Source organism: Microvirga splendida (genome assembly GCF_016427565.1).
In the GTDB taxonomy this organism is placed as follows: Bacteria; Pseudomonadota; Alphaproteobacteria; order Rhizobiales; family Beijerinckiaceae; genus Microvirga; species Microvirga splendida.
The window spans coordinates 1-24,448 of record NZ_JAELXT010000014.1 but is presented as its reverse complement, the minus strand read 5'-3'; the positions used below and the strand labels follow the sequence as shown (position 1 = coordinate 24,448).

General features: G+C 67.7%; 21 protein-coding genes and 3 tRNA genes. 12 read left to right on the top strand and 12 right to left on the bottom strand.

Going from position 1 to position 24,448, the window contains the following annotated elements; genetic code table 11:
* Nucleotides 1-55: 55 nt before the first annotated feature.
* From JAO75_RS14175 to JAO75_RS14165, 3 genes are all read right to left on the bottom strand, one after another.
* Entirely contained in the window at nt 56-376 is a 321-nt protein-coding gene (locus tag JAO75_RS14175) for a heavy metal-binding domain-containing protein (RefSeq protein WP_199049791.1), read from the bottom strand.
* Nucleotides 377-678: 302 nt separating this feature from the next.
* Nucleotides 679-2,271, bottom strand: coding sequence for a bifunctional phosphoribosylaminoimidazolecarboxamide formyltransferase/IMP cyclohydrolase (gene purH / locus JAO75_RS14170; protein WP_199049790.1), 1,593 nt, complete (start codon nt 2,269-2,271; stop codon nt 679-681).
* A gap of 145 nt (nt 2,272-2,416) precedes the next feature.
* Complete coding sequence (locus JAO75_RS14165; protein WP_199049789.1) at nt 2,417-3,058, bottom strand: PRC-barrel domain-containing protein; 642 nt, start codon at nt 3,056-3,058, stop codon at nt 2,417-2,419.
* A 460-nt stretch (nt 3,059-3,518) separates the two neighbouring features.
* Between JAO75_RS14165 and JAO75_RS14160 the strand changes: the two genes are divergently transcribed.
* A complete protein-coding gene (locus tag JAO75_RS14160) occupies nt 3,519-3,755 on the top strand; it encodes a hypothetical protein (protein ID WP_199049788.1) in 237 nt (78 codons plus the stop codon).
* A 63-nt stretch (nt 3,756-3,818) separates the two neighbouring features.
* On the opposite strand, the gene JAO75_RS14155 is transcribed toward JAO75_RS14160, so the two are convergent.
* The 3 genes from JAO75_RS14155 to htpX form a co-directional block, all read right to left on the bottom strand.
* Nucleotides 3,819-5,582: a heparinase II/III domain-containing protein gene (locus JAO75_RS14155; protein ID WP_199049787.1), complete on the bottom strand. Its 1,764-nt coding sequence runs from the start codon at nt 5,580-5,582 to the stop codon at nt 3,819-3,821.
* Between the two features lie 247 nt (nt 5,583-5,829).
* Nucleotides 5,830-7,143, bottom strand: coding sequence for a 16S rRNA (cytosine(967)-C(5))-methyltransferase RsmB (gene rsmB / locus JAO75_RS14150; RefSeq protein WP_281433518.1), 1,314 nt, complete (start codon nt 7,141-7,143; stop codon nt 5,830-5,832).
* A gap of 4 nt (nt 7,144-7,147) precedes the next feature.
* Entirely contained in the window at nt 7,148-8,083 is a 936-nt protein-coding gene (htpX, locus tag JAO75_RS14145; protein ID WP_199049786.1) for a zinc metalloprotease HtpX, read from the bottom strand.
* 105 nt (nt 8,084-8,188) lie between these two features.
* On the opposite strand from htpX, the gene JAO75_RS14140 reads away from it, so the two are divergent.
* The 4 genes from JAO75_RS14140 to JAO75_RS14125 all read left to right on the top strand — a co-directional run bounded on the left by JAO75_RS14140 (nt 8,189) and on the right by JAO75_RS14125 (nt 11,219).
* Nucleotides 8,189-8,419, top strand: a complete 231-nt coding sequence (locus JAO75_RS14140) for a DUF1674 domain-containing protein (protein ID WP_199049785.1) — start codon at nt 8,189-8,191, stop codon at nt 8,417-8,419.
* 83 nt (nt 8,420-8,502) lie between these two features.
* Complete coding sequence (locus JAO75_RS14135) at nt 8,503-8,964, top strand: carboxymuconolactone decarboxylase family protein (RefSeq protein WP_199049784.1); 462 nt, start codon at nt 8,503-8,505, stop codon at nt 8,962-8,964.
* A complete protein-coding gene (locus JAO75_RS14130) occupies nt 8,951-9,826 on the top strand; it encodes an RNA polymerase sigma factor SigJ (protein ID WP_199049783.1) in 876 nt (291 codons plus the stop codon). The genes JAO75_RS14135 and JAO75_RS14130 overlap by 14 nt, the downstream gene beginning before the upstream one ends.
* An 85-nt stretch (nt 9,827-9,911) precedes the next feature.
* Nucleotides 9,912-11,219 carry a class I SAM-dependent methyltransferase gene (locus tag JAO75_RS14125; RefSeq protein WP_199049782.1) on the top strand — a complete coding sequence of 436 codons (1,308 nt, stop codon included), beginning with the start codon at nt 9,912-9,914 and terminating at the stop codon, nt 11,217-11,219.
* Nucleotides 11,220-11,361: 142 nt separating this feature from the next.
* On the opposite strand, the gene JAO75_RS14120 is transcribed toward JAO75_RS14125, so the two are convergent.
* The 6 genes from JAO75_RS14120 to tsaD all read right to left on the bottom strand — a co-directional run bounded on the left by JAO75_RS14120 (nt 11,362) and on the right by tsaD (nt 18,256).
* Nucleotides 11,362-11,862: a L,D-transpeptidase gene (locus JAO75_RS14120; RefSeq protein WP_199049781.1), complete on the bottom strand. Its 501-nt coding sequence runs from the start codon at nt 11,860-11,862 to the stop codon at nt 11,362-11,364.
* A 469-nt stretch (nt 11,863-12,331) separates the two neighbouring features.
* Nucleotides 12,332-14,290, bottom strand: coding sequence for an acetate--CoA ligase (gene acs / locus JAO75_RS14115; protein ID WP_199049780.1), 1,959 nt, complete (start codon nt 14,288-14,290; stop codon nt 12,332-12,334).
* A 229-nt stretch (nt 14,291-14,519) separates the two neighbouring features.
* Nucleotides 14,520-15,308, bottom strand: a complete 789-nt coding sequence (locus JAO75_RS14110; RefSeq protein ID WP_199049779.1) for a calcium-binding protein — start codon at nt 15,306-15,308, stop codon at nt 14,520-14,522.
* Between the two features lie 419 nt (nt 15,309-15,727).
* A complete protein-coding gene (locus JAO75_RS14105; protein WP_199049778.1) occupies nt 15,728-16,141 on the bottom strand; it encodes an EVE domain-containing protein in 414 nt (137 codons plus the stop codon).
* Between the two features lie 70 nt (nt 16,142-16,211).
* Nucleotides 16,212-17,201 (bottom strand): NAD(P)H-dependent glycerol-3-phosphate dehydrogenase, encoded by a 990-nt coding sequence (locus tag JAO75_RS14100; RefSeq protein ID WP_199049777.1) that lies wholly within the window; start codon nt 17,199-17,201, stop codon nt 16,212-16,214.
* Nucleotides 17,201-18,256 carry a tRNA (adenosine(37)-N6)-threonylcarbamoyltransferase complex transferase subunit TsaD gene (tsaD, locus tag JAO75_RS14095; RefSeq protein WP_199049776.1) on the bottom strand — a complete coding sequence of 352 codons (1,056 nt, stop codon included), beginning with the start codon at nt 18,254-18,256 and terminating at the stop codon, nt 17,201-17,203. The genes JAO75_RS14100 and tsaD overlap by 1 nt, the downstream gene beginning before the upstream one ends.
* Before the next feature lie 122 nt (nt 18,257-18,378).
* On the opposite strand from tsaD, the gene hemC reads away from it, so the two are divergent.
* The 7 genes from hemC (at nt 18,379) to JAO75_RS14060 (ending at nt 23,880) form a co-directional block, all read left to right on the top strand.
* On the top strand, nt 18,379-19,305 hold the full coding sequence (hemC, locus tag JAO75_RS14090) for a hydroxymethylbilane synthase (protein WP_199049775.1): 927 nt from the start codon (nt 18,379-18,381) through the stop codon (nt 19,303-19,305).
* Nucleotides 19,305-20,000: a uroporphyrinogen-III synthase gene (locus JAO75_RS14085; RefSeq protein WP_199049774.1), complete on the top strand. Its 696-nt coding sequence runs from the start codon at nt 19,305-19,307 to the stop codon at nt 19,998-20,000. Before hemC ends, JAO75_RS14085 begins: the two co-directional genes overlap by 1 nt.
* A gap of 211 nt (nt 20,001-20,211) precedes the next feature.
* A complete protein-coding gene (locus tag JAO75_RS14080; protein WP_199049773.1) occupies nt 20,212-21,870 on the top strand; it encodes a COG4223 family protein in 1,659 nt (552 codons plus the stop codon).
* An 18-nt stretch (nt 21,871-21,888) separates the two neighbouring features.
* Nucleotides 21,889-23,502 carry a heme biosynthesis HemY N-terminal domain-containing protein gene (locus tag JAO75_RS14075; protein WP_199049772.1) on the top strand — a complete coding sequence of 538 codons (1,614 nt, stop codon included), beginning with the start codon at nt 21,889-21,891 and terminating at the stop codon, nt 23,500-23,502.
* An 82-nt stretch (nt 23,503-23,584) separates the two neighbouring features.
* Nucleotides 23,585-23,660: transfer RNA gene (locus JAO75_RS14070), tRNA-Thr, on the top strand.
* Between the two features lie 43 nt (nt 23,661-23,703).
* A tRNA-Ala gene (locus tag JAO75_RS14065) sits at nt 23,704-23,779 on the top strand.
* Between the two features lie 26 nt (nt 23,780-23,805).
* Nucleotides 23,806-23,880: transfer RNA gene (locus JAO75_RS14060), tRNA-Gly, on the top strand.
* Nucleotides 23,881-24,448: the final 568 nt, after the last annotated feature.

Here is a 24,448-nt window from a genome sequence, read left to right as displayed (position 1 = left end):
TATGGATTCCCTTCCCCTCCGCTGGCGCTCCGGCCGGGAATGACACCGATATGGTTCACTCCAGCGTCACCGCCGTGCCGCTCACCGACACCATCATCATGCCCTCGTTCTTGCCGAGCGCGCCGTAATCGAGGTGAACGCCCACGATGGCGTGCGCTCCAAGGCGCTGGGCCTCTTCGATCATCTCCTGCAGGGCGGTGTCGCGTCCGTCGCGCAAAACCCGCTCGTAGGAGCCCGCACGCCCGCCCACCACGTCGCGGATGGAGGCGAAGAAGTCGCGAAAAACGTTGGCGCCGAGGATCGCCTCGCCCGAGACGATGCCGCGATAGGAACCGATCCGGCGGCCTTCGATGGTGGGTGTCGTGGTCACGATCATAGGTTTCTCCCTCTGCTCCGCTTCAGATGGGGAGCGTGAGGAGAAATGTCATCCTGGACGAAGCGTAGCGAAGATCCGGGATTGTTTTACAAGTGAAGCGCGGATGTCCCCTCCCTCCTTGTGGGGGAGGGTGGCCGCGGCAGCGGCCGGGAGGGGGGTGCTGGCGCTAAGCTGGTTCCAGTGCAGCGCTGCACCCCCCTCTCCATCTCTCCCCCACAAGGGGGGAGAGGGCTGCTTGCGTCATTCCTCTCACGCGATCGCGGGTTCCACTTTGCGGCCCCGGGATGACGCGGTTTTTAGGTTCAGTGCCTGAAATGCCGGTGCCCGGTGAACACCATCGCGAGCCCCGCCTCGTCGGCAGCCTTGATCACCTCGTCGTCGCGCATGGAGCCGCCGGGCTGGATCACCGCGGTGGCGCCGGCCTCGGCTGCGGCGAGCAGGCCGTCGGCGAAGGGGAAGAAGGCGTCGGAGGCCACCACCGATCCACGGGCGAGGGTCTCCGGCAGGTTGGCGGCTTTTGCGGCTTCCGCGGCCTTCCAGGCGGCGATGCGGGAGGAATCGACGCGGCTCATCTGGCCGGCGCCGATGCCCACCGTGGCGAGGTCCTTCGCATAGACGATGGCGTTCGACTTCACGTGCTTGGCGACCCGGAAGGCGAAGCGCAGGTCGGCGAGCTCGCGCTCCGTGGGCGCGCGCTTCGTCACCACCTTGAGGTCCATGGAATCGACCACGGCGTTGTCCCGATTCTGCGCCAGGAAGCCGCCCGCCACCGTGCGCAGGGTCAGGCCCGGTGCACGCGGATCGGGCAGGGAGCCCGCGAGCAGCAGGCGCAGGTTCTTCTTGGCGGCGACGATCGCGATGGCCTCCTCGCTCGCATCGGGCGCGATGATCACCTCGGTGAAGATCTCGGTGATGGCCTTGGCCGCTTCCGCATCGAGCGTCCGGTTCATGGCCACGATGCCGCCGAAGGCCGAGACCGGATCGCAGCGCAGGGCCTTCTCGTAGGCGTCACGGAGGTTCGCGCCTTCCGCCACGCCGCAGGGGTTGGCGTGCTTGACGATCACGATGGCGGCCGAGCGCTCCGGTGAGAACTCCGCCACAGCCTCGTAGGCCGCATCCGTGTCGTTGATGTTGTTGTAGGAGAGCTGCTTGCCCTGCACCTGGCGGGCGGTGGCGACGCCGGGGCGGTTTTCCGGCGTACGGTAGAAGGCAGCGGACTGATGTGGGTTCTCGCCGTAGCGCATCACTTCGGCAATCGCGCCGCCGAGCGCCCGGAACGGCGGGGTGGCCTCGTTGAGTTCGTTCGCGAACCAGTTGGAGATCGCCGCATCGTAGGCGGCCGTGCGCGAATAGGCCTTCTGCGCCAGGCGCCGGCGCAGGGTGAGCGTCACCGAGCCCTCATGCTGCGCGAGATCGTCGAGAACGGCGGCATAATCGGCCCCGTCCACCACCACGGCCACGTCGCCGTGGTTCTTGGCCGCCGCGCGGATCATCGCCGGGCCGCCGATATCGATGTTCTCGATGCAGTCGTCGTAAGGCTTGCCGGCCGCCACCGTGGCCTCGAAGGGATAGAGGTTCACCACCAGCAGGTCGATGGCCTGGATGCCGTGGGCCAGCATCGCCGCCTGGTGCTCCGGGTTGGAGCGGATCGCCAGCAGCCCGCCATGGACGGCCGGGTGCAGGGTCTTTACGCGCCCGTCCATCATCTCGGGGAATCCCGTGAGCTCGCTCACGTCCTTCACGGGCAGGCCTGCTTCGCTCAGAGCTTTATGCGTGCCGCCGGTGGAGACCAGCTCGATGCCGCGCTGGTGCAGCGCGCGGGCGAAGTCCACGAGACCCGTCTTGTCGGATACGGAAAGCAGAGCGCGGGTCACGCGCTTCAGGTCGCTCGGCATGGCGGCCGCTCCATTCAAGGAAAAAGATGCGGGCGCGATACCACGGCGGGAGGGGGATGGGAACCGGGCGGGCCGGAGTTTCGGGCCGCGCGGGCGTTCTCGACGGCCGGGAGAGAGGGAGGGCATAAGCCCTCCCCCGCAGGGTTTACTGACGCCGTGCGCCTTCCTCGAACTTGGGCGCGTTCTTGAGCTGATCCTTGGTGGTCATGACCACGATCACCATGTCGTCCGCGCCTCTGTTGCCGGCGGCGGCCGTGTTCTGCCCGGCCGTCCCGGTCGCGCCTGTGGTGGTCGTCGTGCCCGTCGAGCCGGTGGTGTTGCCGGCGGCGGTGGTCCCAGCCGTGCCGGTCGTGGCGGCATTCCGCTGGTTGGGCCGCATCTGGACCTGCTGCATCGGGATCGCCACATGGGTTTCGCCGATGCCGAGGAAGCCGCCGACATCGACAACGACGGCGCGGACCTGCCCGTTGCGGTCTATCAGCACGTCGCCGATCTCGCCGATGTCCTCGTTGTTGGCGCCCATCACGTCCTTGCCGATGAGCTCGGAGGCGCTGTACATGCCCGGCTCGCGCTGGGTCATGAAGCTGCCGCCCGCCATGGTGGCATTGCCGGCGGCTGCGCCCGTGGTGGCGTTGGGGTTCGCACCCATGGTCGAGCCGGCCGGTCCGGCGGGCGTGGTGACGGGAGCCGTGTTGGTGGCCGGAGCCGTCGGCGAGGTCTGAGCGAGAGCGGGAGCCGCGATCAGGCCGGTGGCCATCAGACAGACGGCCATATGGGTCTTCAGCATGGGCATTCTCCTGAGAAAAAGGGATGCAGGCTCACGGGAGCCCTATCGCATAACGTTGCATCGCACTGTTAAGTTCAAAACGACCGGAGACTGCCGAAAGTCCAATGTTCTAAGCCGATTGGCTCTCCTGAATCGGGAGGCAGGATTTCCTTAGTAGCAGTCGTTCCATAGGCCTAATGTAGCCGGTTGCCCGGTCGGACGGTCAACGCTCTGCTCCGTCCCGGCATGCGGTTGGCACCACTTGCTTCACACTCGAGAAGCTTGGCGGACGATATAACATCTGCTGGGCTTCCCGCCATGATCAACCGCGCATCATGGCTTACCCACAATTCACGTACCTCAAAGGGTGCGCGGGATGGGTATTGCGCCGATGCGTGCGTGATCATTCCCGAGGACCCTCCCGAGGCGGGTAGGGTCCTGACGTTCTCTGCTCTCCTCATGTCGATTGTGGAGAGCAGGCATGAACACATATTTCCCTTCGCCGAAACGCAAGTCCCGTTTCTACCCGGCCATTCGCACCATCGCGCATGCTGTGTCGTGGACAGCGGGAATTCTCGCATCGTGGAAGCGCTTCAGCGAGCGGCGGGCCTTGCAGAGATTGGATCATCTCAACGATCACGCGCTGCGTGACGTCGGCCTGTGGCGCGAGCCCGAAGCCCGAGTCGACGAATGGTGGATGATGAATCCGCCGCCCTGAACAATCGAAGGCTCAGGGAGCTTGGATTTCCCCGAGCCTCTTTGATCGAATGGCAGCCCGCTCTCAAATCAGCTCCGCCTGCTCCTGCGGCTGGTTCGGCTCGAAGGTGCGGGCCAGGCGCTCGAAGCGCCAGCGGATCGTCGGGGTCTCGCTCGGGCGGACCGTCAGCACGATCTGCTCCGTGCGGCGCATGCCGTCGGCGGTGGCGAGAAAGACGCTGTCCTCGATCTCCGCCTCGACGGGGAGGGCCGAGAACTGCCAGGCCTCGCGGTTGGGCAGCACCAGCATGACCACGCGGCCGCCCTGCGCGCGGCTCGCCTTGATGCCGGGCGCAAGGTGGAAGCGGATGATGGCCTGCGCCGTGCCGGACGGGCCGCTCTGGCCGCCCGCACTCCAGAAACTGTCCTCGCCTTCGAGCACGTTGCCCTTGGGCGCGAGCTGCCAGCGGCGCTCGTGGGTGAAGCCGAAGCGCGCCTTGTAGCCGTCGTGGCTGGCGGAGAGAATCTGCGCGTGCTCGCGCTCGCTGCGCTCGGCCGCCACCCGCTCGGGGCCGCTGAGGATGACGGGGCCGACCCGGCGCAGGAGCCAAGCCGACACCCGGCGCTGCAGCCATGTGCCCTTCTTGTCGACGATCTGGCACGACGAGACGTCGTTGATGGAGGCGGTGGAATGCGCCGCCGTCGAGCGCGAGGCCTGGATGATCGGATCGGTGGCGATCTGCGGCATGCCGCAATTGACCACGATGCGCTGCGCGGCGCTGGAGAACTCGAACGACAGGCAGCCGGCCGCCGCCTCCTGGGACAGGGGCCGCGGCGGCGGCGCGCCCACATCGGCCACCAGCAGCGTGCGCCCGGCCTCCAGCCGCTCATAGCCGGACAGCGGCGCGTGGTGGATAGGCTGGCTGCGCATGTCGTCATAGGTGAGCAGCGTCGCGAGATGATCGGCCGCCGTCACGCCCATGCCGTTGAAATGGGAGAGCGTGCCGTCCCCATGCCGGAACAGGCGCACCATCGGCAGCATGCGGTCGACGGAACGCAGCAGCGCCTCCGGCGTGTCGACCTCGCGGCTGGCGAACATCTGGCGCAGGGGGAGCAGGTCGAACAGCAGCTCGACGACGATGCGCGGGTTGCGGCTCGCGTGTCCCCCGTCGGCAAGGATCTGCCGGTCGAGCTCGCGGGCGAGCAGGCGGCTCGCGCGGCGCAAGGAGCGGTCGAGGCCTTCGCAGCACAGGCCCGCATAGGAGAGGGCGATGGCCGCCATGAGCTGCTGATAGGGCAGGGCGCCGGCGCGGATCTGGCGCTCCAGGATGCGCACATGCTGGCCGATGATCTTCAGGAAGCGCTGGTAGAAGGCGTGGTCGGCGCCCTCCAGGATCAGCGGCGACTGGCTGATGAAGGACATGAGCCGGCGCGCGGCGATCTCCGTGCTGCAGGCGATCCTTTTGTCGCCGAGCTTCGAGGTGACGAACTCGTCCACCAGGGAGCGGGCATTGGCCTGGGCGAGCGCGGTGCCGGCGGCGCGCAGGTGGCGCAGCCAGCCGAAACCGTAGAGCGCCTCGCCCCAGGCGCGGCTCGGGGGCGGAAACGCGAAGGGCGAGCGCCCGCCGGTGGTGATGGCGCGCCCCGAAAAGGCGAAGAATCCGGAATAGATGTCGGTCGCGATGGTGGGATCGGCGGTGCGCAGATCCTGGGGCGCGAAGAGCAGCCGCGTGGGCACGGGGGCGCTGGAGAGCCGGGACAGGCTCCAGACCATGCTTTCACGCGTGGCGCGGCCTGCCTCACGAAGGCTAAGCCTGTACAAACGCCAGCGATCCGGCCCGAAATCCACCCGTGGCGCTCCTCTTGTTCGCTCGAGAGCCGCTCACAAACCACCTGAGCCTCATCCTGAGGAGGATTGCGGAGCAATCCGTCTCGAAGGACGAGGCGTCTCCAGTACGTTCTGGACCCTCCTTCGAGACGCCTGCTGCGCAGGCTCCTCAGGATGAGGGGTTTGTTAGGCACTCCAAATCATCGTCAACTTAAGAGAGGAGTTCCTGCTGACCGGTTAACAACCGGTAAGAGACGATTCACTACCTTCACGATCCTTTGTGAACAAACCGTGCGACAAAGAAGCCGTCGAGTCCGCTGCGGTCGTGCTCGGCGAGCGCCATCTGGCTCGGCAGGGTCCGCAGGTCCCCTTCCGGCGTGATGCAGTCGCCCCAGCCGCCGATCTCGTCCGGCGTGACGGGCATGCGGGTGAATTCGGGATGACGGGTGAGGAAGCTTTCCGCCTGCCGCTCGCCTTCCTCGGCCTCCAGCGAACAGGTGCAATAGACGAGCCGCCCGCCGGGCTTCAGCAGGCTCGCGGCCTTGTCGAGCAGCCGGCCCTGGAGCCCTGCGAGCTTGCGGATGTCCTCCTCGGTTTTTGTCCAGGCCACGTCCGGGTGGCGGCGGATGGTGCCGGTGGCGGAACACGGGGCATCGAGCAGGATGGCGTCGAAGGGTTCGGCCTCGAGCTTTTCCGCATCGATGGCGCGGGTCTCGGCCTTTAGGTTCAGGCGGGCGAGGTTTTCCTCCAGCCGCTGGAGGCGCTTGGCCGAGCGGTCGACCGCCAGCACCTCGGCCCCGGCGGCAGCGATCTGAGCGGTCTTGCCGCCGGGGGCGGCGCAGAGATCGGCGATGCGCTCGCCGGGCTTCGGGCTGAGCAGGCGCGCCGGCAGGGCAGCGGCGGCGTCCTGCACCCACCACTCGCCCTCCTCGAAGCCTGGAAGTTCACGGATGGCGGTGCGTTCCCGCAGGCGAATGCTGCCGGTGGGCAGGAGAACGCCGCCGAGGCGCTCGGCCCAGGATTCGGGATCAGCCTTCACCGTCAGGTCGACGGAGGCCATGGAGCGGTGCGCCTCGGCGATCGTCTGGGCGAGCGGCTCGCCATATTGCGCGATCCAGCGCTCCTCCAGCCAAGTGGGCGTGTCGAGCCAGGGATCGCTCTCGGCCAGGATCTGCTCGCGCTCGCGGGCGACGCGGCGCAGGACGGCGTTGATGAAGCCGCCCGCGTGATGGAGCTTGGGGTCGTTCTGCGCCAGCTGCACGGCGCTGTCGACGACCGCATGGTCCGGCACGTCGAGAAACAGGATCTGCGCGGCCCCGGTGGCGAGCAGGTGCATCAGGCGCTCGTCCTTGGGCGGCTTGTTGAGCCGCTCGCTCAAGGCGCGCCCCAGGGTGCCGAGGCGCCGGAAGGTCACGATGGCGATGGCCCGCGCCAGCGCCTCGTCGCGAGAGGAGAGTTTTTCGGCGCGCGCCAGCTCCTCCATCACGTCGTCGAGCGGCACGCGCCGCTTCATGGTCTCCGTCACGGCCATCCAGGCGAGGCGGCGGGGGCCGAGGCCCGATTGTTCGTCCGACTGACTCAAAAACTTATCCCCAGGGCCCGCGGCGGGTGCCGGTCGAGCCTCCAATGGAACCCCATGGGCCCGATGAACTCTGTGCGAAGAAGCCGCTTTGCGGCGTGGAGCCCATCTCCTGCGCCAAAGCGTGGAGCGCCGCAATCCGGTTTTCGGTCGCGGGATGGGTCGAGAACAGGTTGTCCACGCCCTGGCCCGACAGCGGGTTGATGATGAAGAGCGAGGCGGTGGCCGGGCGGCGCTCCGCATCGGGGTTCGGAATATGCGCCACGCCGCCGGCGATGCGGGCCAGCGCCGAGGCGAGCGCCAGGGGCTGGCCGGAGATCGCGGCGCCCATCCGGTCGGCGTCGTATTCCCGCGAGCGGCTGATCGCCATCTGGATGATCATGGCGGCAATCGGCGCCAGAAGCGCGGTGCCGAGCATCACGATGGGGTTCGGCCGCTCACCGCCGCGCCCGCCGAACAGGAAGCCGAACTGCGCCAGCGTCGCGATGGCGCCGGCGACCGTCGCGCTCACGGTCATGATCAGCGTGTCGCGGTTCTTGATGTGGGCGAGCTCATGCGCCATCACGCCGGCGATCTCGTCGCGGGAGAGCATGTGCAGCAGGCCCGTGGTGGCGGCGACCGCGGCGTTCTCGGGGTTGCGCCCGGTGGCGAAGGCATTGGGCTGCGGGTTGTCGATGAGATAGACCCGCGGCATGGGAAGCTCGGCACGCTGGCTGAGATCGCGCACCATCTGCACGAGCTCGGGCGCGGTGCGCTCGTCCACCTCGACCGCATGATGGGCGGCGAGCGCCAGCCGGTCCGAGTTCCAGTAGGCGAAGAGGTTGGTGGCAAGGCCGAAGCCCAGCGCGATCATCATGCCGGTGCCGCCGCCGAGGAAATAGCCGACGACGCCGAACAGGGCCATGAGGCCCGCGAGCAGCATTCCGGTCTTGACGGTGTTCATCGGGGTCTCCACCTCGTGGTCAACACGATACCCATTCTCCGATTCCTATGTGGGAACGGTCCAGCTCTGTCCCAAGAGGGCGAGAGATCTGGCGGAAGGCAGATTATGAGCACAAACGACAACACCCCTCCAGACCGCCCCGTCGAGGGCGCCGCCCCCGGCAAGACCCTCACCCCCGCGGCCCAGCGGGCGCTCGAGGAGGCGGCTCAGCGCCGCCTGGAGATCGATGCCCGCGCGGCCGAGATCGCCCGGGAGAAGGAGCTTCAGGGCCGCGGCGGCCTCGAGCCGGTCCGCTACGAGGATTGGGAAGTGAAGGGGCTGGCGAGCGACTTTTAAAAAATCTTCGGGTCTCATGTCACATCCGGCTGTCCCGTCTCGTCTTAGCATCGTCAGCAACACGACAATGAGGACCTAAGACGATGAAAGCCCGGTTGATTCCCTACGAAGTCGCCCCCAGCTCCCTGAAGCCGATGATCGAGCTGGAAAAGACCCTGAAGAACAGCGGCCTGGAGCTTACGCTCATCGAGCTGGTGAAGACCCGCGCCTCGCAGATCAACGGTTGCGCCTATTGCATCCACATGCACACCAAGGATGCCCGCGCCAACGGCGAGACCGAGGAGCGGCTCTATCTCCTCAGCGCCTGGCGGGAATCGCCCCTCTACAGCGACCGTGAGCGGGCGGCGCTGGCCTGGACCGAAGCCCTGACGCTCGTGGCCGAAACCCATGCTCCGGATGAGGATTACGAGGCGCTGAGCCGGCACTTCACGCCCGCCGAGCAGGTCAACCTGACCCTGCTCATCGGCGCGATCAACGCCTGGAACCGGCTGGCCATCGGCTTCCGGTCGGTCCACCCGGTCGAGGCTGGCCGTGCTGCCGCCTGACGGTGACGCCGCGGACCGGTTCCAGCCCCTCAGGCCGGGGCTGGTCCGCCTGGCCTACCGGATGCTCGGCTCCATCGCGGAGGCCGAGGACGTGGTGCAGGAGGCCTATATCCGCTGGCACCAGACGGACCGCACCCTGATCCGCGAGCCGGGCGCCTTCCTGTCCAAGACCGTCACGCGCCTGTGCCTCGACATTCTGAAATCGGCCAGGGTCAAGCGCGAGACCTATATCGGCCCCTGGCTGCCCGAGCCGGTTCTGGAAGCGGGCGACGAAGATAGGGCCGAGGACCTGTCGCTGACCCTGATGATGGCGCTGGAGCGGCTCTCGCCCCTGGAGCGCGCGGCCTTTCTCCTCCACGACGTGTTCGGTCTCGGCTTCGACGAGATCGCCGCGACCCTCGACCGGGATCCTGCCGCCTGCCGCCAGCTTGCGGCGCGAGCCCGCAGGAACGTGCGGGCGGAGCGGCCGCGCTATGCCATCGACCGGGAGGAGGGCGAGCGGATGACCGACGCCTTCTTCGCCGCCTCGCGCAGCGGCGACCTGACGGCTCTGCGCCATCTTCTGGCGGAGAACGTCGTGGCCCAGACCGATGGCGGCGGCATCCGGAACGCGGCCCTCAATCCGCTCTTCGGTATTCGCAGAGTCGCCGGCCTGTTCCTGGGCGTGGCGCGCAAGGGCGGAGGCCGGTTGCCGCCTGTCCTCTACAAGGGATTGATCAACGGCTTGCCGGGCTTCGTCACTCTCGAACAGGACGGCATGGTGCAGACCACCGCGCTCGACATCGAGGACGGCCGCATCGTCGGAGTCTATATCGTCCGCAATCCCGAAAAGCTCCGGCACCTGGCGGATCTGGCGGACTAAAGAACGGTCGACAATTCAATCTTCAGACAACGGGAAGGTTGTTACGTCCGTAGCCTCCCGCTACTTTGGCCCGGGGGAGAAGCTCATGATCGGGGCGAGCGAGACGGCACGGCTTGAGATGTTCCGGGATCTCCTGGCCGACGTCCATCGGGCGCTCGACCTGCAGTTCGGCTTCGAGCTGTGGGACGGCTCGACGATCCCGGCCGACCTGCCGTCCTACGCCATGCGCCTGGTGATCCGGCGCGAGAGCGTGATCGCCGCCCTGGTCCGCCGTCCCAAGCTCGATACCGTGCTCAACGCCCATGTGGCGGGGCTGCTCGACCTGAAGAACGGCACCCTCTTCGACCTCGCCGACCAGCGCCCGCAGAAGATCGGGCGCCGCCTGAGGGCGGTGAGCAAGAGCAAGGCGCTGAAAACCGCCTACCATTTCCTGCGCGCGCCCGCCTCCATGCCGCGTCCGCTCGAGCGCAGAACGGAGGGCGCCGGCGCCCGCGACGGCAAGCCGTCCACGAACAAGGCCAACATCGCCCACCACTACGACGTGTCGAACGCCTTCTACCGGCTCTTCCTCGATCCGGAGATGGTCTATACCTGCGCGTACTTCCAGCCCGACTGGCACGACGATCTCGCCCACGCGCAACAGGACAAGCTCGACATGATCTGCCGCAAGCTGCGACTCAAACCGGGTGAGCGCCTGCTCGACATCGGCTGCGGCTGGGGGGCGCTCATCTGCCATGCGGCGCAGCATTACGGCGTGAAGGCCACCGGCGTGACGCTCGCCGAGGAGCAGGCGGCGCTGGCCCGGGAGAAGATCGCCAGCTTAAGCCTGCAGGACCGGGTCGAGGTGGTGCTCAAGGACTTCACGCAGGTGGAGGGCGAGTTCGACAAGATCTCCTCCATCGGCATGTTCGAGCATGTGGGCATCGCCAACCACGCGGCCTATTTCCAGGCCGTCCACGGGCTGCTGAAACCCCGCGGGCTCTACCTGCATCACACCATCGCCCGGCGGGCGAAGCGCACGGACAGAGCCTTCGGCCGCCTGCGGCCCGAGGCGAAGGCGATCATGCGCTACATCTTTCCCGGTGCGGAGCTCGATCATCTCGGCATGTCGGTGGCCAATCTCGAACGCTTCGGCTTCGAGGTGCACGACGTGGAGGCCTGGCGCGAGCACTACCAGCGCACCACGCGGCTCTGGTGGGAGAACCTGAGCGCCCGCCGGGCGGAAGCGGAGGCCGAGGTCGGCCCCGAGACCACCCGCGCCTGGCTGCTCTACCTCGCCGGCGTGTCGCTGGGCTTCGCCCGCGGCGTCATCGGCGTCAACCAGACCCTGGCCTCCAAGCGCACGCGCGGCCCGTCGGGTTTGCCGCCGAGCCGGGCGGATTTGTACGCTTGAGAAGAATCCTCCGCTGTCATCCCCGGCGAGCGTAGCGAGGGAAGGGGATCTATGGCACTGAGCCTGTGAGTGGATTCCCTTCCCCTCCGCTACGCTCCGGCCGGGAATGACACCGCAGCACAGGGCCAGCAATGACGGCTCCCTACGGAACCACCACCACCCGCGTGCCCACATTCACCTGGTCGTAGAGGTGCACGATGTCCTCGTTGAGCATGCGGATGCAGCCGTAGGACGCATAAGTTCCGATGGAACTCGGGCGGTTGGTGCCGTGGATGGCGTATTCGTCGAGGTTGAGGGTCAGCGCCCGTGCGCCCATGGGGTTGTTGGGCGCGCCGCCGGGGATCACGTCGGGCAGCCGCGGGTTGTCGCGCTTGACCTCTGCCGGCGGCGACCAGGCGGGGCGGACATACTTGCCGTCGATCCGCGCCTCGCCGAACCATTGCTTGCCGGGCTTGCCCACCGCCACGCGGTAGCGCAGGGCCGTGCCGTCGCCGCGCACGTAATAGAGCCGCCGCTCCGCCGTCTTGATCACAATGGTGCCGGGCGACACGCCAGCCTGGAACGGCACGACCTCCCGGGCCGATGCGGTCGTCGCCGTGACGGCGAGGCCCAGGATGGCGGCGAAGGCGATACGCATGCTCATGGGTCGAACCCTCCTGAAACATCAGTGAGGGTGAGACGCGAAAGATAAGGCTACGGTTCCTAGGATGGCGAAAACAGCACCGCTGTCATCCCCGGCGAGCGGAGCGAGGGAAGGGGACCCCACGATCAAGCTCGGCGCCGTGGATTCCCTTCCCCTTCGCTGCGCTCCGGCCGGGAATGACACCCTTCCACGTCATCCCCGGACTTGTTCCGGGGATCCACGTCTTTGAGACGATTGAAACTCTAAGCCCTCATCCTGAGGAGCAGACGTAGTCTGCGTCTCGAAGGATCATCCAGTACCCACTGGACCCTCCTTCGAGACGGCGCTGACGCGCCTCCTCAGGATGAGGCCGGAGGGAGACGAAGCGACGCCAAGACGGGGATGGCCGGGACGAGCCCGGCCATGACGAGGAGAATTCGGAAGGCGATCCCGGATCGCCTGCGGCGTCCGGGATGACGCGACTGACAGCTCAAGCCGCCTGCGTGCGCTTGTTCTGGCGGTTGGTGATCAGGTCGTCGACCACAGTCGGGTCGGCGAGCGTCGAGGTGTCGCCCAGCGAGCCGAACTCGTCCTCGGCGATCTTGCGCAGGATGCGGCGCATGATTTTTCCAGAGCGCGTCTTGGGCAGGCCGGGCGCGAACTGGATCAGGTCGGGCGACGCGATGGGGCCGATTTCCTTGCGCACCCAGGCCACCAGCTCCTTGCGCAGTTCCTCCGACGGCTGTTCGCCCGCCATCAGGGTCACGTAGGCGTAGATGCCCTGGCCCTTGATGTCGTGCGGATAGCCGACGACCGCTGCTTCCGACACCTTCGGATGGGCGACGAGGGCGGATTCCACCTCCGCCGTGCCCATGCGGTGGCCGGACACGTTGATCACGTCGTCCACGCGGCCGGTGATCCAGTAATAGCCGTCCGCATCGCGGCGGCAGCCGTCACCGGTGAAATACTTGCCCGGATAGGTGGAGAAGTAGGTCTGCACAAAGCGCTCGTGGTCGCCGTAGACCGTGCGCATCTGGCCCGGCCAGGAATCGGCGATCACGAGATTGCCCTCGGCCGCGCCCTCCAGCACCTTGCCCTCCGCGTCCACCACCTGCGGCTGCACGCCGAAGAACGGACGGGTGGCCGAGCCGGGCTTCAGCTTGGTGGCGCCGGGCAGCGGCGTGATCAGGATGCCGCCGGTCTCGGTCTGCCACCAGGTGTCGACGATGGGGCAGCGGCTGTCGCCCACCACCCGGTGATACCATTCCCAGGCTTCCGGGTTGATCGGCTCGCCCACGGAGCCGAGCAGGCGCAGCGATTGGCGCGAGGTTGTCTTCACCGGCTCCTCGCCGGCCTGCATGAGCGACCGGATGGCCGTGGGCGCGGTGTAGAAGATGTTGACCCCGTGCTTGTCGATCACCTCCCAGAAGCGGGAGATCGACGGATAGGTGGGCACGCCCTCGAACATCAGCGTGGTGGCGCCGTTCGCGAGCGGCCCGTAGAGGATGTAGGAGTGGCCCGTCACCCAGCCCACGTCGGCGGTGCACCAGTAGATGTCGCCGTCGTGATAGTCGAACACGTATTGGTGCGTCATCGCCGCGTGGACGAGATAGCCGCCCGTGGTGTGCAGCACGCCCTTCGGGGTGCCGGTGGAGCCTGAGGTGTAGAGGATGAACAGCGGGTCCTCCGCGTTCATCTCCTCGTAGGGGCACTCGTCGGTGACCTGGGCTGCCGCCTCGTCGTAATAGACGTCGCGGCCCGGCACCATGTTGACGGCGGAGCCCGTGCGGCGCACCACCAGCACGTGGTCGACCACGCCGGGGCCGACGCGCTCAAGCGCCGCGTCCACGTTCACCTTCAGGGGCACCTTGCGGCCGCCGCGCAGGCCCTCGTCGGCCGTGACGATGAAGGCGGATTTGGCGTCCTGGATGCGGCTCGCCAGCGAATCGGGCGAGAAGCCGCCGAACACCACGGAGTGGATGGCGCCGAGCCGCGCGCAGGCGAGCATCGCGTAAGCCGCTTCCGGGATCATCGGCATGTAGATCGTCACGCGGTCGCCCTTGGCGACGCCGCGGTTGCGCATGATGTTGGCCATGCGGTTCACCTCCGCGGAAAGCTCGCGGTAGGTGATCTTTTTCGACTCGGAGGGGTCGTCGCCTTCCCAGATGATGGCAACCTGGTCGCCGCGGGTGTGGAGATGGCGGTCGACGCAGTTATAGGCCACGTTGGTGACCCCGTCCTCGAACCATTTGATCGACACGTCGCCGGGGCCGAAGTTCGTATTCTTGATCCGGGTCGGCTGCTTGAACCAGTCGATGCGCTTGGCTTCCTCGGCCCAGAAGCCCTCCGGGTCCCTGACCGAAGCCTCGTACTTGGCCCGGTAGCCCGCGTCGTCCAGATAGGCGCGGTGGGTCCACTCGGACGGCACATCGTAGATCTTCTCTTCCATGGCGCTTCTCCCAGACGCTGGCCTGATGAATTTAGCGCTAGATTTACGGAAAGAGAGAGGGGTCGGGCAAGCGGGGCCGGGATCGGACTTTGGTCTTTGCTACTTTTGGGGTGCAGTGCAGCATGGCCGTCCCGGGCGGAGGCTCCATCAGGCGCGGGAGTTCAGGTTCAGGCTTCCCTCACTCCCACGCCTCACGCTTTTCGAGGCGACTTTGCTCAAGGTTCCCGGTTCACAGGATCAGGAAATCCTCAGCGCCGAACTCGGCGACCGTGCGCCCGACGAACAGGACGCTGTTTCCGTTCCCGAGATCCAGAGTCGTGCCGCCGGCGGCGGCACTCAGGGCCTCGAGTGCATTGAAGCCTGCCGCGAAACCGGACAACTGGACCACATCCTCGGTCGGGTCGAAGTCCACGATCAGATCGACGCCTGTTCCACCATCGCTGTCGCCGCCGGTTTCATCGTCGTCAGGCTCCCCGCCTGACACCCGGAAGACGAATGCATCGGCCCCATCATTGCCAATCAGGAAATCATTGCCGGCTCCGCCTTCGATCGTGTCTGCAGCATTGCCGCCGATCACCGTATCGTTGCCGGCATTGCCGTGCAGCAGGTCCGCAGCAGTGCCGGCCGTGGGCGAGGTGGCAAAAGCCCGGATGAGATCGTCCCCGGCGCTGCCCCGGATAGTATCGGCCGCCACATCGCCGCCGAGAATGGTGTCGTTGCCGCCTCCGCCGAAGACGAGATCCCCGGTCGGGTCGTTCCAGGCGATGAAGTCGTTGCCTGCGCCGGCCAGAACGACATCCCTGCCGGCCATGCCTCCGATGGTGTCATCGCCAGGGCCGCCGAGCACAACATCGTCGCCTTGGCCGGTGTTGATGGTGTCGTTGCCTTGGCCGCCGGACAGGAAGTCGGTCCCTGCGCCGCCAATGATCGAGTCGTTGCCGGGCCCGCCCAGGATGATATCGGCCTCATCGGCGCCGGTCAGGGTGTCGTTGCCGGAAGTACCAGGAATGAATGCCATGGTTCTTCTCCATGTCTGATGTCATGACAATGTGTGTTGAAACTCAGGTCGCCGCCTTGCAGGATGCGGCATCTACAAAGATGATCAACGCAACGCAAACAGCAAAAAACGGTGTTGTTACAGAATGCAGGTCGTTCGCCAAAGATGTTGCGAGCGCTATCAATTGGCAGTCGCACTTTGAGAACGCTACGCTTGCAATAGCGTGCTGCACGACCATTGCGAGTCGCGCGCCATGTGCTATGGCGCGCCCGAACTTCTACTGAGACTTTGACTTAAAACAGGAAGGCCGAGTGCGGTCAAAGCGCGCTACCGACAGAGGGGTACCCTGTCGGGTTTCGCGGACAGCCTTCCGTGCATCCAAACGCGCCCCGGCATCTGACGGTCCCGGATCGCGCTTCCGGGCGATACTGTGGGGATCGTTACAGCCCGCCCATCCGGCACACGATGGTCCATTCCTCGTCCGTCACCGGCTGTACCGAGAGGCGGGAATTGTTGACCAGAATCATCTTCTCGAGGCCGGGTTCCTTCTTGATGTCGTCGAGGGTCACGGGTTTCGGGAAGGCCTTCACGGCCTTGATGTCCACCATGCCGAACTTGCCCGTCTCGTCGGTGTGGTCGGGATAGTATTCCCGGATCACCTCGACGATGCCCACCACCGCCTTGCCCTCGTTGGAATGGTAGAAGAAGCCCTGCTCGCCGATCCTCATGGCCATCAGGTTCTGCTTGGCGACGTGATTGCGCACGCCGTTCCAGTGCGTGCCTTTCGCGCCTTCCGCGACTTGCTGATCCCAGGACCAGACGGAGGGTTCGGACTTGTAGAGCCAGTGGGCCATTCTCAGTTACTCTTTAGAAATGACGCATGATCTTATCGGAAAACCGGTATCCACTTTTCCGGATCATGCTTCAATGCTCGGACTTGATCGGACGGTTCATGAGCGCATCGACCGCCTGTTCGAGGGTCCATGCGCCGGACAGGACCTGCTCGACGGCCTCGGCAATCGGCATGTCGATGTTTTTTGCCCGCGCCAGCGCCACGAGAGCGCTCGCGGTCGTTGCGCCTTCGACCAGCTTGCCGCCCGAGGCCTCCGCGACGCTCATTCCCTGGCCGAGGCGCTGGCCGAAGGCGAAGTTGCGCGATTGCGCCGTGGAGCAGGTCAGCACGAGGTCGCCCAGGCCTGACAATCCCATCAGGGTCTCGGGCTCACCGCCATAGGCGCGGGCAAAGCGCAGGAGCTCGGCGAAGCCGCGGGCGATCAGCGCCGCCTTGGCGCTCTCGCCGAGGCCCTTGCCCGCTACCGCTCCGCAGGCGATGGCCAGCACGTTCTTGGCTGCGCCGCCGATCTCGACCCCGCGCACGTCGCCGCGATGATAGACGCGAAGGGCCGGGCCGGAGAGGGCATTGGCCAGCGCCTCGGCCAGAGCCGCATCGCGGCAGGCCAGCGTCACCGCAGTGGGCAGGCCGCGCGCCACGTCGTGGGCGAAACTGGGGCCTGACAGCACGGCCACAGGGGCGCCGGGGCGCACCTCCTCGACCACGTCGCAGAGAAACGCCCCGCTGCCGCGCTCGATGCCCTTGGCGCAGAGCAGCAGCGGGGTTGCGGAAGGCAGCACACGGGCGAGCGCCGCCGTCACCTCCCGGGTGGTCTGTGCAGGCGTGACGAGAAGCACGGCGCGACATGCGGCGAGTTCGTTCAGATCGGCGGTGGGGCGGATGCGGTCGTGCAGCGTCACGCCTGGCAGGCAGCGCTCGTTGCTGCGCGTCGCCGCCAATTCCTGAGCCTGCTCGGGCGAGCGCATCCAGAGCACCACATCGTTGTCTGCAGCGGCGGCCGCGTTGGCGAGTGCCGTGCCCCAGGCTCCGGCCCCGGCGATGCCGATCGGTTGCGATGCCATCAGGCCTTCGCTCCCGCCTCGTCGCGGCTGGTGTCGAGGGGCCAGCGGGCGCGGGCCGGGGCGCCGATGTCGTCGATGAGGCCGAGGCGCATGCGCTCGAGACCCGCCCAGGCGATCATCGCGCCGTTGTCACCGCACAGGTGCACGGGCGGCGCCACGAGCTTGAGGCCGGCTTCCACCGCGAGCCGCTGCAGGCCCTGGCGCATGCCCTGGTTGGCCGCGACGCCGCCCGCCACCACGAGGGCCGCCGGATGGCCGGCGATCTCGCGGAAGGCGCGCAGGCCCACGCGGGTGCGGTCCACCACCACGTCCACGATGGCGGCCTGGAAGCTCGCACACAGATCGGCGATGTCGCTGGCGGTGAGCGGCGCGATCTTCTCCGCCTCGATCCGCACGGCCGTCTTGAGGCCGGAGAGGGAGAAGTTCGGCTCCGCCCGGCCCTGCATCGGGCGCGGGAAGGCGAAGCGCTCCGGGTTTCCTCGTGCCGCCTCGCTCTCCACATGCGGGCCGCCGGGATAGGGCAGGCCGAGCATCTTGGCGACCTTGTCGAAGGCTTCGCCGATGGCGTCGTCGATGGTGGTGCCGATGCGCACGTAATCGCCGACGCCGCGCACCGCCACGAGTTGCGTGTGGCCGCCGGAGGCGAGCAGCAGCAGGTACGGAAAGCCGATGCCGTCGGTGAGCCGCGCGGTGAGCGCGTGGGCCTCGAGATGGTTCACCGCCATCAGGGGTTTGCGGGTCACGAGCGCGATGGCTTTCGCCGTGGTCAGCCCCACCAGAACGCCGCCGATGAGGCCGGGTCCGGCCGCCACCGCGATGCCGTCGATGTCCTTCACGGAGCAGTTCGCGTTCTTCAGGGCGCGGGCCACGAGCCGGTCGATCACCTCCACATGGGCGCGCGCCGCGATCTCCGGCACCACGCCGCCATAGCGGGCGTGCTCGGCGATCTGGCTCAGCACCTCGTTGGAGAGGATCTCGCCCCGTCCGTCGAAGCCGACGCCCACGACGGCGGCCGCGGTCTCGTCGCAGGTGGTCTCGATGCCTAGAATGCGCATGATCGTTGGCTGCTCGATTTAAGGTGTTGTCCGGACTTCCGGCCCGGCGCTCCTCCCCCTATAGTCCGCCGCGCCGCACAAGATCAAACGCCGAAATCATTCTTCAGGAGAGCAGAACCGGAATGGCCTCTTCCCCCACCCTGGTCATCGGTACGCGAGGCAGCCCCCTGGCGCTCGCCCAGGCCCACGAGACGCAAGACAGGCTGGTCGCCGCCCATGGCTGGACCGTGGAGCACCTGCCCCTGTCGATCATCAAGACCACGGGCGACGCCATCCAGGACCGGCCCCTGTCGGAGGCCGGCGGCAAGGGGCTCTTCACCAAGGAGCTCGACATCGCGCTGCTCGAAGGCTCCATCGATCTCGCGGTCCACTCCGCCAAGGACCTGCCGACGACCCTGCCGGAGGGCATCGTGATCGCCGGCTTCCTGCCCCGCGAGGACGTGCGCGACGCCTTCATCAGCCACCGCTACAAGAGCATCGCGGATCTGCCGCAGGGCGCCGTGGTGGGTTCCGCGTCGCTGCGGCGGCAGGCGCAGATCCGGCGCCTGCGGCCGGACCTCCAGGTCACGTTGCTTCGCGGCAACGTGCAGACGCGGCTCGCCAAGCTCGAGCGCGGCGAGGTCGATGCGACCCTGCTCGCCATGGCGGGCCTGCGCCGCCTCGGGCTCACCGACCACGTGACCACGATGCTGGAGACGGACGACTTCCTGCCCGCCGTCGGGCAGGGCGCCATCGCCGTCGCGATCCGGGCCGAGGACGAGCGGGTGCGGGAAGTGCTTCAGCCCATTCTCGATGCGCCGACCGGTCAGGCGCTCGCGGCCGAGCGGGCCTTCCTCACCATCCTCGACGGCTCCTGCCGCACGCCCATCGCCGGGCACGCGCGGCTCGTCGGCGGCGAACTCGAATTCCGCGGCCTCGTGCTGCGCCCCGACGGGTCGGAGAGCCTGGAAGCCCTGCGCCGCGGCTCACTGGGCGACGCGGTGGCCCTCGGGCGCGACGCCGGCAGCGAGCTGCGCGCGCGCATGCCGCCCGACTTCCTGAAGGCCTGATGCGGGTCCTCGTCACCCGCTCGGCCGTGGATGAGGCACGCACGGCGGAAAAGCTCGCCGCCCGCGGCCACGAGGCGTGGCTTGCGCCCGTGACCCGGATCGTGCCCACGGGCGATCCGATGCCGTCGGAGCCCTACGACGCCCTGATCGTCACCAGCGCCCATGCGGAGGCGGCCCTGGCGGGCCTGGACCGGACCAAACCCGTCTTCGCCGTCGGCGAGCGCACGGCCGAACCGGTGCGCGCGGCTGGCTTTGCCAACGTCACGGTGGCGGAGGGCGATGCGGTGTCCCTGGCGCGGCTGATTCGCGGCACGCTGCCGTCCGGCCTGACGCTGCTTCATGTGACGGCGCGCCATCACAAGGAGGAGCCGGCCGCCTCCCTGAAGGCCGCCGGGTTCAACCTCCTGCAATGGGAGGCTTACGAAGCCGAAGCGGTCGGTACGCTGCCGGACCGCGCCGCCGAAGCCCTGCGCTCTGGCCAAATCGGCGCCGCGCTCCATTATTCCCGAAGGAGCGCGGATCTCGTCATCCGGCTGGCAGGGGAGGCCGGGCTGGCATCGAGCCTCTTAGGGCTTCTCCATCTCTGCCTGTCGGCCGACGTGGCCGCACCCCTGACATCGGCCGGCGCCGCGACCCTCGTGGCGGAGGATCCGTCGGAGGAGGCCCTGCTCCGGCTTCTCGACCGGGTCTCATGACCTTCGCCGACGCTTCGGATACGATCCCCCAGGGGATCTTTGTCATAAGGAGAGGATCATGGTCCCATGGGCCTGCCGTTCTTGGACGATCACCGGCTGTTGAGGGAACGAAACCTCAGCGCCCAAGCTTGCCTCAATTGCCTAGCACACTGCCCTTTTGAAGACCGCGCCCCAGGGAGATCTTTTCCTGGCGACCCTGCAAGAGTGACCCGTGACCGATTCATCTGATCCCAGACGCTCGAAATCCTCCCGCAAGAAATCCTCGCGCGAGCCGGCCACCATCGACCTGAAGGCGACCGTGATCGACGACGGCACCGTCCAGGCCGATCCCGAGCCTGCCGCCCAGGATACGGTCGGTCAGGCGACTGTTGGTCAAGAGACCATGGGGCCGGACGCCGCCGGCGAGGAGCTTCGCGCCCAGGAGACGACCGCCGCGGCGGACAGCCTGCCCGGCGGGCAGCGGGACGAGACCATCGCCAGCGGCAGCGAACCCCCGGCCGAGGAGGTGGTGGCGTCCCCGGAAGCCAGCCTCGATTCGGGCGCGGGCACCGATACGCTGCCCTCCGAGGGCTTCATCAACGACCCGGCCGGGCGGGATACCAGTTCGAGCAGCAACTCCTCCCGGGATTCTTCCACATCGGACCCGCGCGCGGATTCCACGCCTCCGCCGCCCGCTCCCGAGCGGCGCAGCTCCGCCGGGGCCCTCATCGGGTCGAGCCTGCTCGGCGGTCTCGTCGGCGCAGGCCTCGTCTACGGGCTGCAGACCTGGCAGGGAGAACCGCCCGCCCAGGAGGATCCCCGCATTGCCCGGCTCGAGCAGCAGGTGAATGCCCTGCGCCAGCAGCCGGCAGCCCCCGGAGACCAGCCGCAGGGCGACACCCAGGCCCTGGACGGACGCCTCCAGGCGCTCGAGACCGCCAGGAGCGAACTCGACCAGCGGCTCCAGGCGATCCAGGACACGGCCCAGCAGGCGGCCGGCCAGGCGCAGGAGGCGCTGAACCGTCCGCTGCCCGAGTCGACTCAAGCCTCGACCGAGAATGAAGCGGCCCTGTCGGATCTCTCCAACCGCCTCGGGGCGCTCGAAGAGCAGGTGCGGACGAATGCCCAGACCGCCACGAATGCGGCGAACGCTACGCAGGAGCTCGATAGCCGGATTGCTGACCTCGATCGCCGCTTCGGCGAGCGGGAGCAGCGCTTGTCCGACATGGATCGGCGCCTCGGCGAACTCGACCGCCAGTTGGCGGACGTCAACAATCGGTTCGGCACCATCGATCAGCGCCTCGGCGAGCAGGAACAGCGCCTTGCCGCCCTGTCCCGGCAGGCGACCGAGAACACGAAGGCCGTCGAGGAGGCGAGCCAGACCGGAACGCGCGTCGTCCTGGCCGGGCGCCTGAACGACGCGCTGCAGAACGGCACGCCCTATGCGGAGGTCCTCGAGGGCGTGAAAAAGGCCGGTGCGGATCCTGCCCGCGTGGCGCCGCTCGAGCCTTTCGCCCAGGAGGGCGCCCCGACGGCGGCCGCGTTGGCGCAGCGCTTCGACCCGGTGGAGACCGCGATCCTGCGCGAGAGCCGCGGCCCGGCCGAGGGCTGGTCCGACCGGCTCCTGCGCATGGCCGACAAGGTGGTGACGGTCAGGCCGGTGAACGAACCCGGCGGAAGCGGCGTTCCTGCTCAAGTGGGCCGTATCCGGCAGGCCCTGGAGCGCGGCGAAGTGGTCGAGGCCGCCGCCGCCTGGGATTCCCTGCCGGAGCCGGCACGACAGGTGTCCGAGGAATGGGGCCGGCAGGCCAAGGCTGTCGCCGGGGCCCATCAGGCGGCGCAAGCCATCAGCGCCGACGCCCTCGCCACCCTCAACCGTACGACGCAGTAAGAAAAGGATCAGCCCAGCATGTGGCGCGCTCTCGTCTTCATCGGTCTTCTCTGCGTCGCGGCCTTCGGCGCCGTCTGGCTCGCGGAACGGCCGGGCACGGTTCTGATCACCTTCGCGGGCTACGAGATCCAGATGTCGGTGGCGGTCGCCGCCATCGCGCTGGCGGGCCTCGCGCTCTTCCTGGCGCTGCTCTGGTCCCTGGTCTCCGGCCTTCTGCATCTGCCCTCCCGCCTGACCTTCGCCTCAAGGGCCCGTCGGCGCTCCCGGGGCTATCAGGCGGTTTCCCGCGGCATGGTGGCCGTGGGCGCGGGCGACACCATCGCGGCCCGCCGCTATGCCAACGAGGCCGAGCGGCTTCTGGGCCGTGAGCCCCTGACACTCCTGCTCAAGGCCCAGGCGGCCCAGGTCTCCGGAAACCGCGAGGCGGCGGAGGCCGCCTTCGGCCAGATGATGGAGGAGGACGAGACCCGCGTGCTCGGCCTGCGCGGCCTGTTCGTCGAGGCCCGTCGCCGGGGCGATGCGGGCTCCGCCCAGCAATACGCCTCCGAGGCGGTCCGACTGGCTCCGGCCGCCGCCTGGGCGAGCGACGCAGTCCTCGAGGCGCGCTGCGCCGATCACGACTGGCGCGGGGCCTTGGAGGCGGTCGAGCGGCGCGCGTCGCTCGGCCTCCTGAACAAGGCCACGGCCAAGCGCCACCGGGCCGTGCTGCTCACGGCGGATGCCCTGGAGCGGGTGGATCACGATCCCGACGGAGCGCTCAGGAGCGCCCAGGACGGGCTGAAGCTCGCGCCCGACCTCGTGCCGGCCGCGGCCCTGGCCGGCCGCCTGCTGTCGCGCAAGGGCGATCTGCGCAAGGCCGCCAAGGTGATCGAGACCGCCTGGCGCAGCCTGCCCCACCCGGATCTGGCGGACGTCTATCTCAACCTGCGCCCGGGCGATTCCGGCCTCGACCGCCTCAAGCGGGCCGAAACCCTCATGAAGCTCTCCGGCGGCGCGCCGGAGGGGCGGCTGGCGGTAGCCCGCGCGGCCCTCGAAGCGCGCGAGTTCGCCCGCGCCCGGGATGCCCTGGAGCCCCTGCTGCAGGAGCGGCCGAGCATGCGCGTGTGCCTTCTCATGTCCGACCTGGAGCAGGCGGAGCACGGCTCCACCGGCAAGGGCCGCGAATGGCTTGCCCGCGCCACCCGCGCGCCGCGGGACCCGGCCTGGATCGCCGACGGGATCGTCTCCGATCACTGGCTGCCGATCTCGCCGGTCACCGGTCGCCTCGACGCCTTCGTGTGGCAGGCGCCGCCCGACGTGCTGGTCGCCCCCGAACTCACCCTGCACGACGATGTGACGGCCGATCTCGACGAGGAGCCGAAGCCGCTGCCGGTCATGCCGGCGCCAGCGCCGACGCCGGAACCCCAGCCCGTCTCCGAGATCGTATCCGCGCAGGAGCCGGCTCCCGAGCCGGAACACGACGTTCTGAAGAGCGAGCTGAAAGCGGCCCTGAACTCTGCCGAACCCGTGCAGGCAGAACCGCCGCCACCGCCACCGCCGCGGGAGCCCGTGGTCTTCCCGGCCACACCTCCGGACGTGCCGAAGCCGAAGGAGGAGGCGGCCCCCCGCCGCAGCGTTTTTTCGGTCTGGTAGGGCCTTTCCCTCCCTGCCTGCCCTTGCCAAGCGGCGGGCGAGGGGGTAAGAGGGCGGCCTCTCGGATCGCAATATTTGCGATGCCGCAATAGCTCAGCTGGTAGAGCACCTCATTCGTAATGAGGGGGTCGGGGGTTCGAATCCCTCTTGCGGCACCATCCCCATTCTTGGCATTCGCCGGCGGTGGGGAAGGAAGGGTAGGGGGCCATAGCTCAGCTGGGAGAGCGCTTGCATGGCATGCAAGAGGTCGGCGGTTCGATCCCGCCTGGCTCCACCATTCCTGTTGAATCTGAGAGGGAGCGTGCGGGTGTAGCTCAGGGGTAGAGCACAACCTTGCCAAGGTTGGGGTCGAGGGTTCGAATCCCTTCGCCCGCTCCATTTCCTTCACGAAGGAAATTCATCGACAAGGCGCCTTTGGGCGCCTTTCGTGTTTTCCAAGCCTGCCCACGCAAAACGGGCCCCTCCGTGTGAGAAAGGGGCCCGCGGTGACTCGAGGTCACACGTCATCGACGTTTATCCGGGTCAACCCGGTCAAATCTTCCAGTGATGTCGGGCCGAAGAATGCCTCGACGCTCAACGCATGATCGTGGAGGGAGCTTTCAGCCCAGGCGAGATCGCGATGCGAGCCTCCATCCGTTCAGGCCGAGGCGGGTGCCCGGCTCATCAGGCTGCGAGATCGGCGTCCGTGAAGAACCCACTCAGAGCGTCATGCCGATCCATTGTCCGTGACGGGTACTTCCAGGTTTGGATCTCGACCCGCCATGACTAGTAAAGCGCTCAACGGGCGCTTGTTTCAGCGTGGCGGCAAAGAAAAAGATCCGGCTCACCATTGCCGGGTCCTTCTGCTTTCCGTCAATCGGCGGGTGGTGCCTTAAGCGGCCTTCACGCCCTGGAGGAAGTCTGCGACCTCGCGGGAGAGGTCGTTGGAGTGGCGCGACAGCTCCTG

What these genes read in the sequence shown, in the direction of transcription:
- JAO75_RS14100 (WP_199049777.1), bottom strand. Translation starts at nt 17,201, where the DNA reads ATGGCATCGCAACCGATCGGCATCGCCGGGGCCGGAGCCTGGGGCACG.
- JAO75_RS14105 (WP_199049778.1), bottom strand. Translation starts at nt 16,141, where the DNA reads ATGGCCCACTGGCTCTACAAGTCCGAACCCTCCGTCTGGTCCTGGGAT.
- tsaD (WP_199049776.1), bottom strand. Translation starts at nt 18,256, where the DNA reads ATGCGCATTCTAGGCATCGAGACCACCTGCGACGAGACCGCGGCCGCC.
- purH (WP_199049790.1), bottom strand. Translation starts at nt 2,271, where the DNA reads ATGCCGAGCGACCTGAAGCGCGTGACCCGCGCTCTGCTTTCCGTATCC.
- acs (WP_199049780.1), bottom strand. Translation starts at nt 14,290, where the DNA reads ATGGAAGAGAAGATCTACGATGTGCCGTCCGAGTGGACCCACCGCGCC.
- JAO75_RS14160 (WP_199049788.1), top strand. Translation starts at nt 3,519, where the DNA reads ATGAACACATATTTCCCTTCGCCGAAACGCAAGTCCCGTTTCTACCCG.
- JAO75_RS14165 (WP_199049789.1), bottom strand. Translation starts at nt 3,058, where the DNA reads ATGCTGAAGACCCATATGGCCGTCTGTCTGATGGCCACCGGCCTGATC.
- JAO75_RS14175 (WP_199049791.1), bottom strand. Translation starts at nt 376, where the DNA reads ATGATCGTGACCACGACACCCACCATCGAAGGCCGCCGGATCGGTTCC.
- JAO75_RS14120 (WP_199049781.1), bottom strand. Translation starts at nt 11,862, where the DNA reads ATGAGCATGCGTATCGCCTTCGCCGCCATCCTGGGCCTCGCCGTCACG.
- JAO75_RS14135 (WP_199049784.1), top strand. Translation starts at nt 8,503, where the DNA reads ATGAAAGCCCGGTTGATTCCCTACGAAGTCGCCCCCAGCTCCCTGAAG.
- JAO75_RS14110 (WP_199049779.1), bottom strand. Translation starts at nt 15,308, where the DNA reads ATGGCATTCATTCCTGGTACTTCCGGCAACGACACCCTGACCGGCGCC.
- JAO75_RS14075 (WP_199049772.1), top strand. Translation starts at nt 21,889, where the DNA reads ATGTGGCGCGCTCTCGTCTTCATCGGTCTTCTCTGCGTCGCGGCCTTC.
- JAO75_RS14140 (WP_199049785.1), top strand. Translation starts at nt 8,189, where the DNA reads ATGAGCACAAACGACAACACCCCTCCAGACCGCCCCGTCGAGGGCGCC.
- hemC (WP_199049775.1), top strand. Translation starts at nt 18,379, where the DNA reads ATGGCCTCTTCCCCCACCCTGGTCATCGGTACGCGAGGCAGCCCCCTG.
- JAO75_RS14085 (WP_199049774.1), top strand. Translation starts at nt 19,305, where the DNA reads ATGCGGGTCCTCGTCACCCGCTCGGCCGTGGATGAGGCACGCACGGCG.
- htpX (WP_199049786.1), bottom strand. Translation starts at nt 8,083, where the DNA reads ATGAACACCGTCAAGACCGGAATGCTGCTCGCGGGCCTCATGGCCCTG.
- JAO75_RS14125 (WP_199049782.1), top strand. Translation starts at nt 9,912, where the DNA reads ATGATCGGGGCGAGCGAGACGGCACGGCTTGAGATGTTCCGGGATCTC.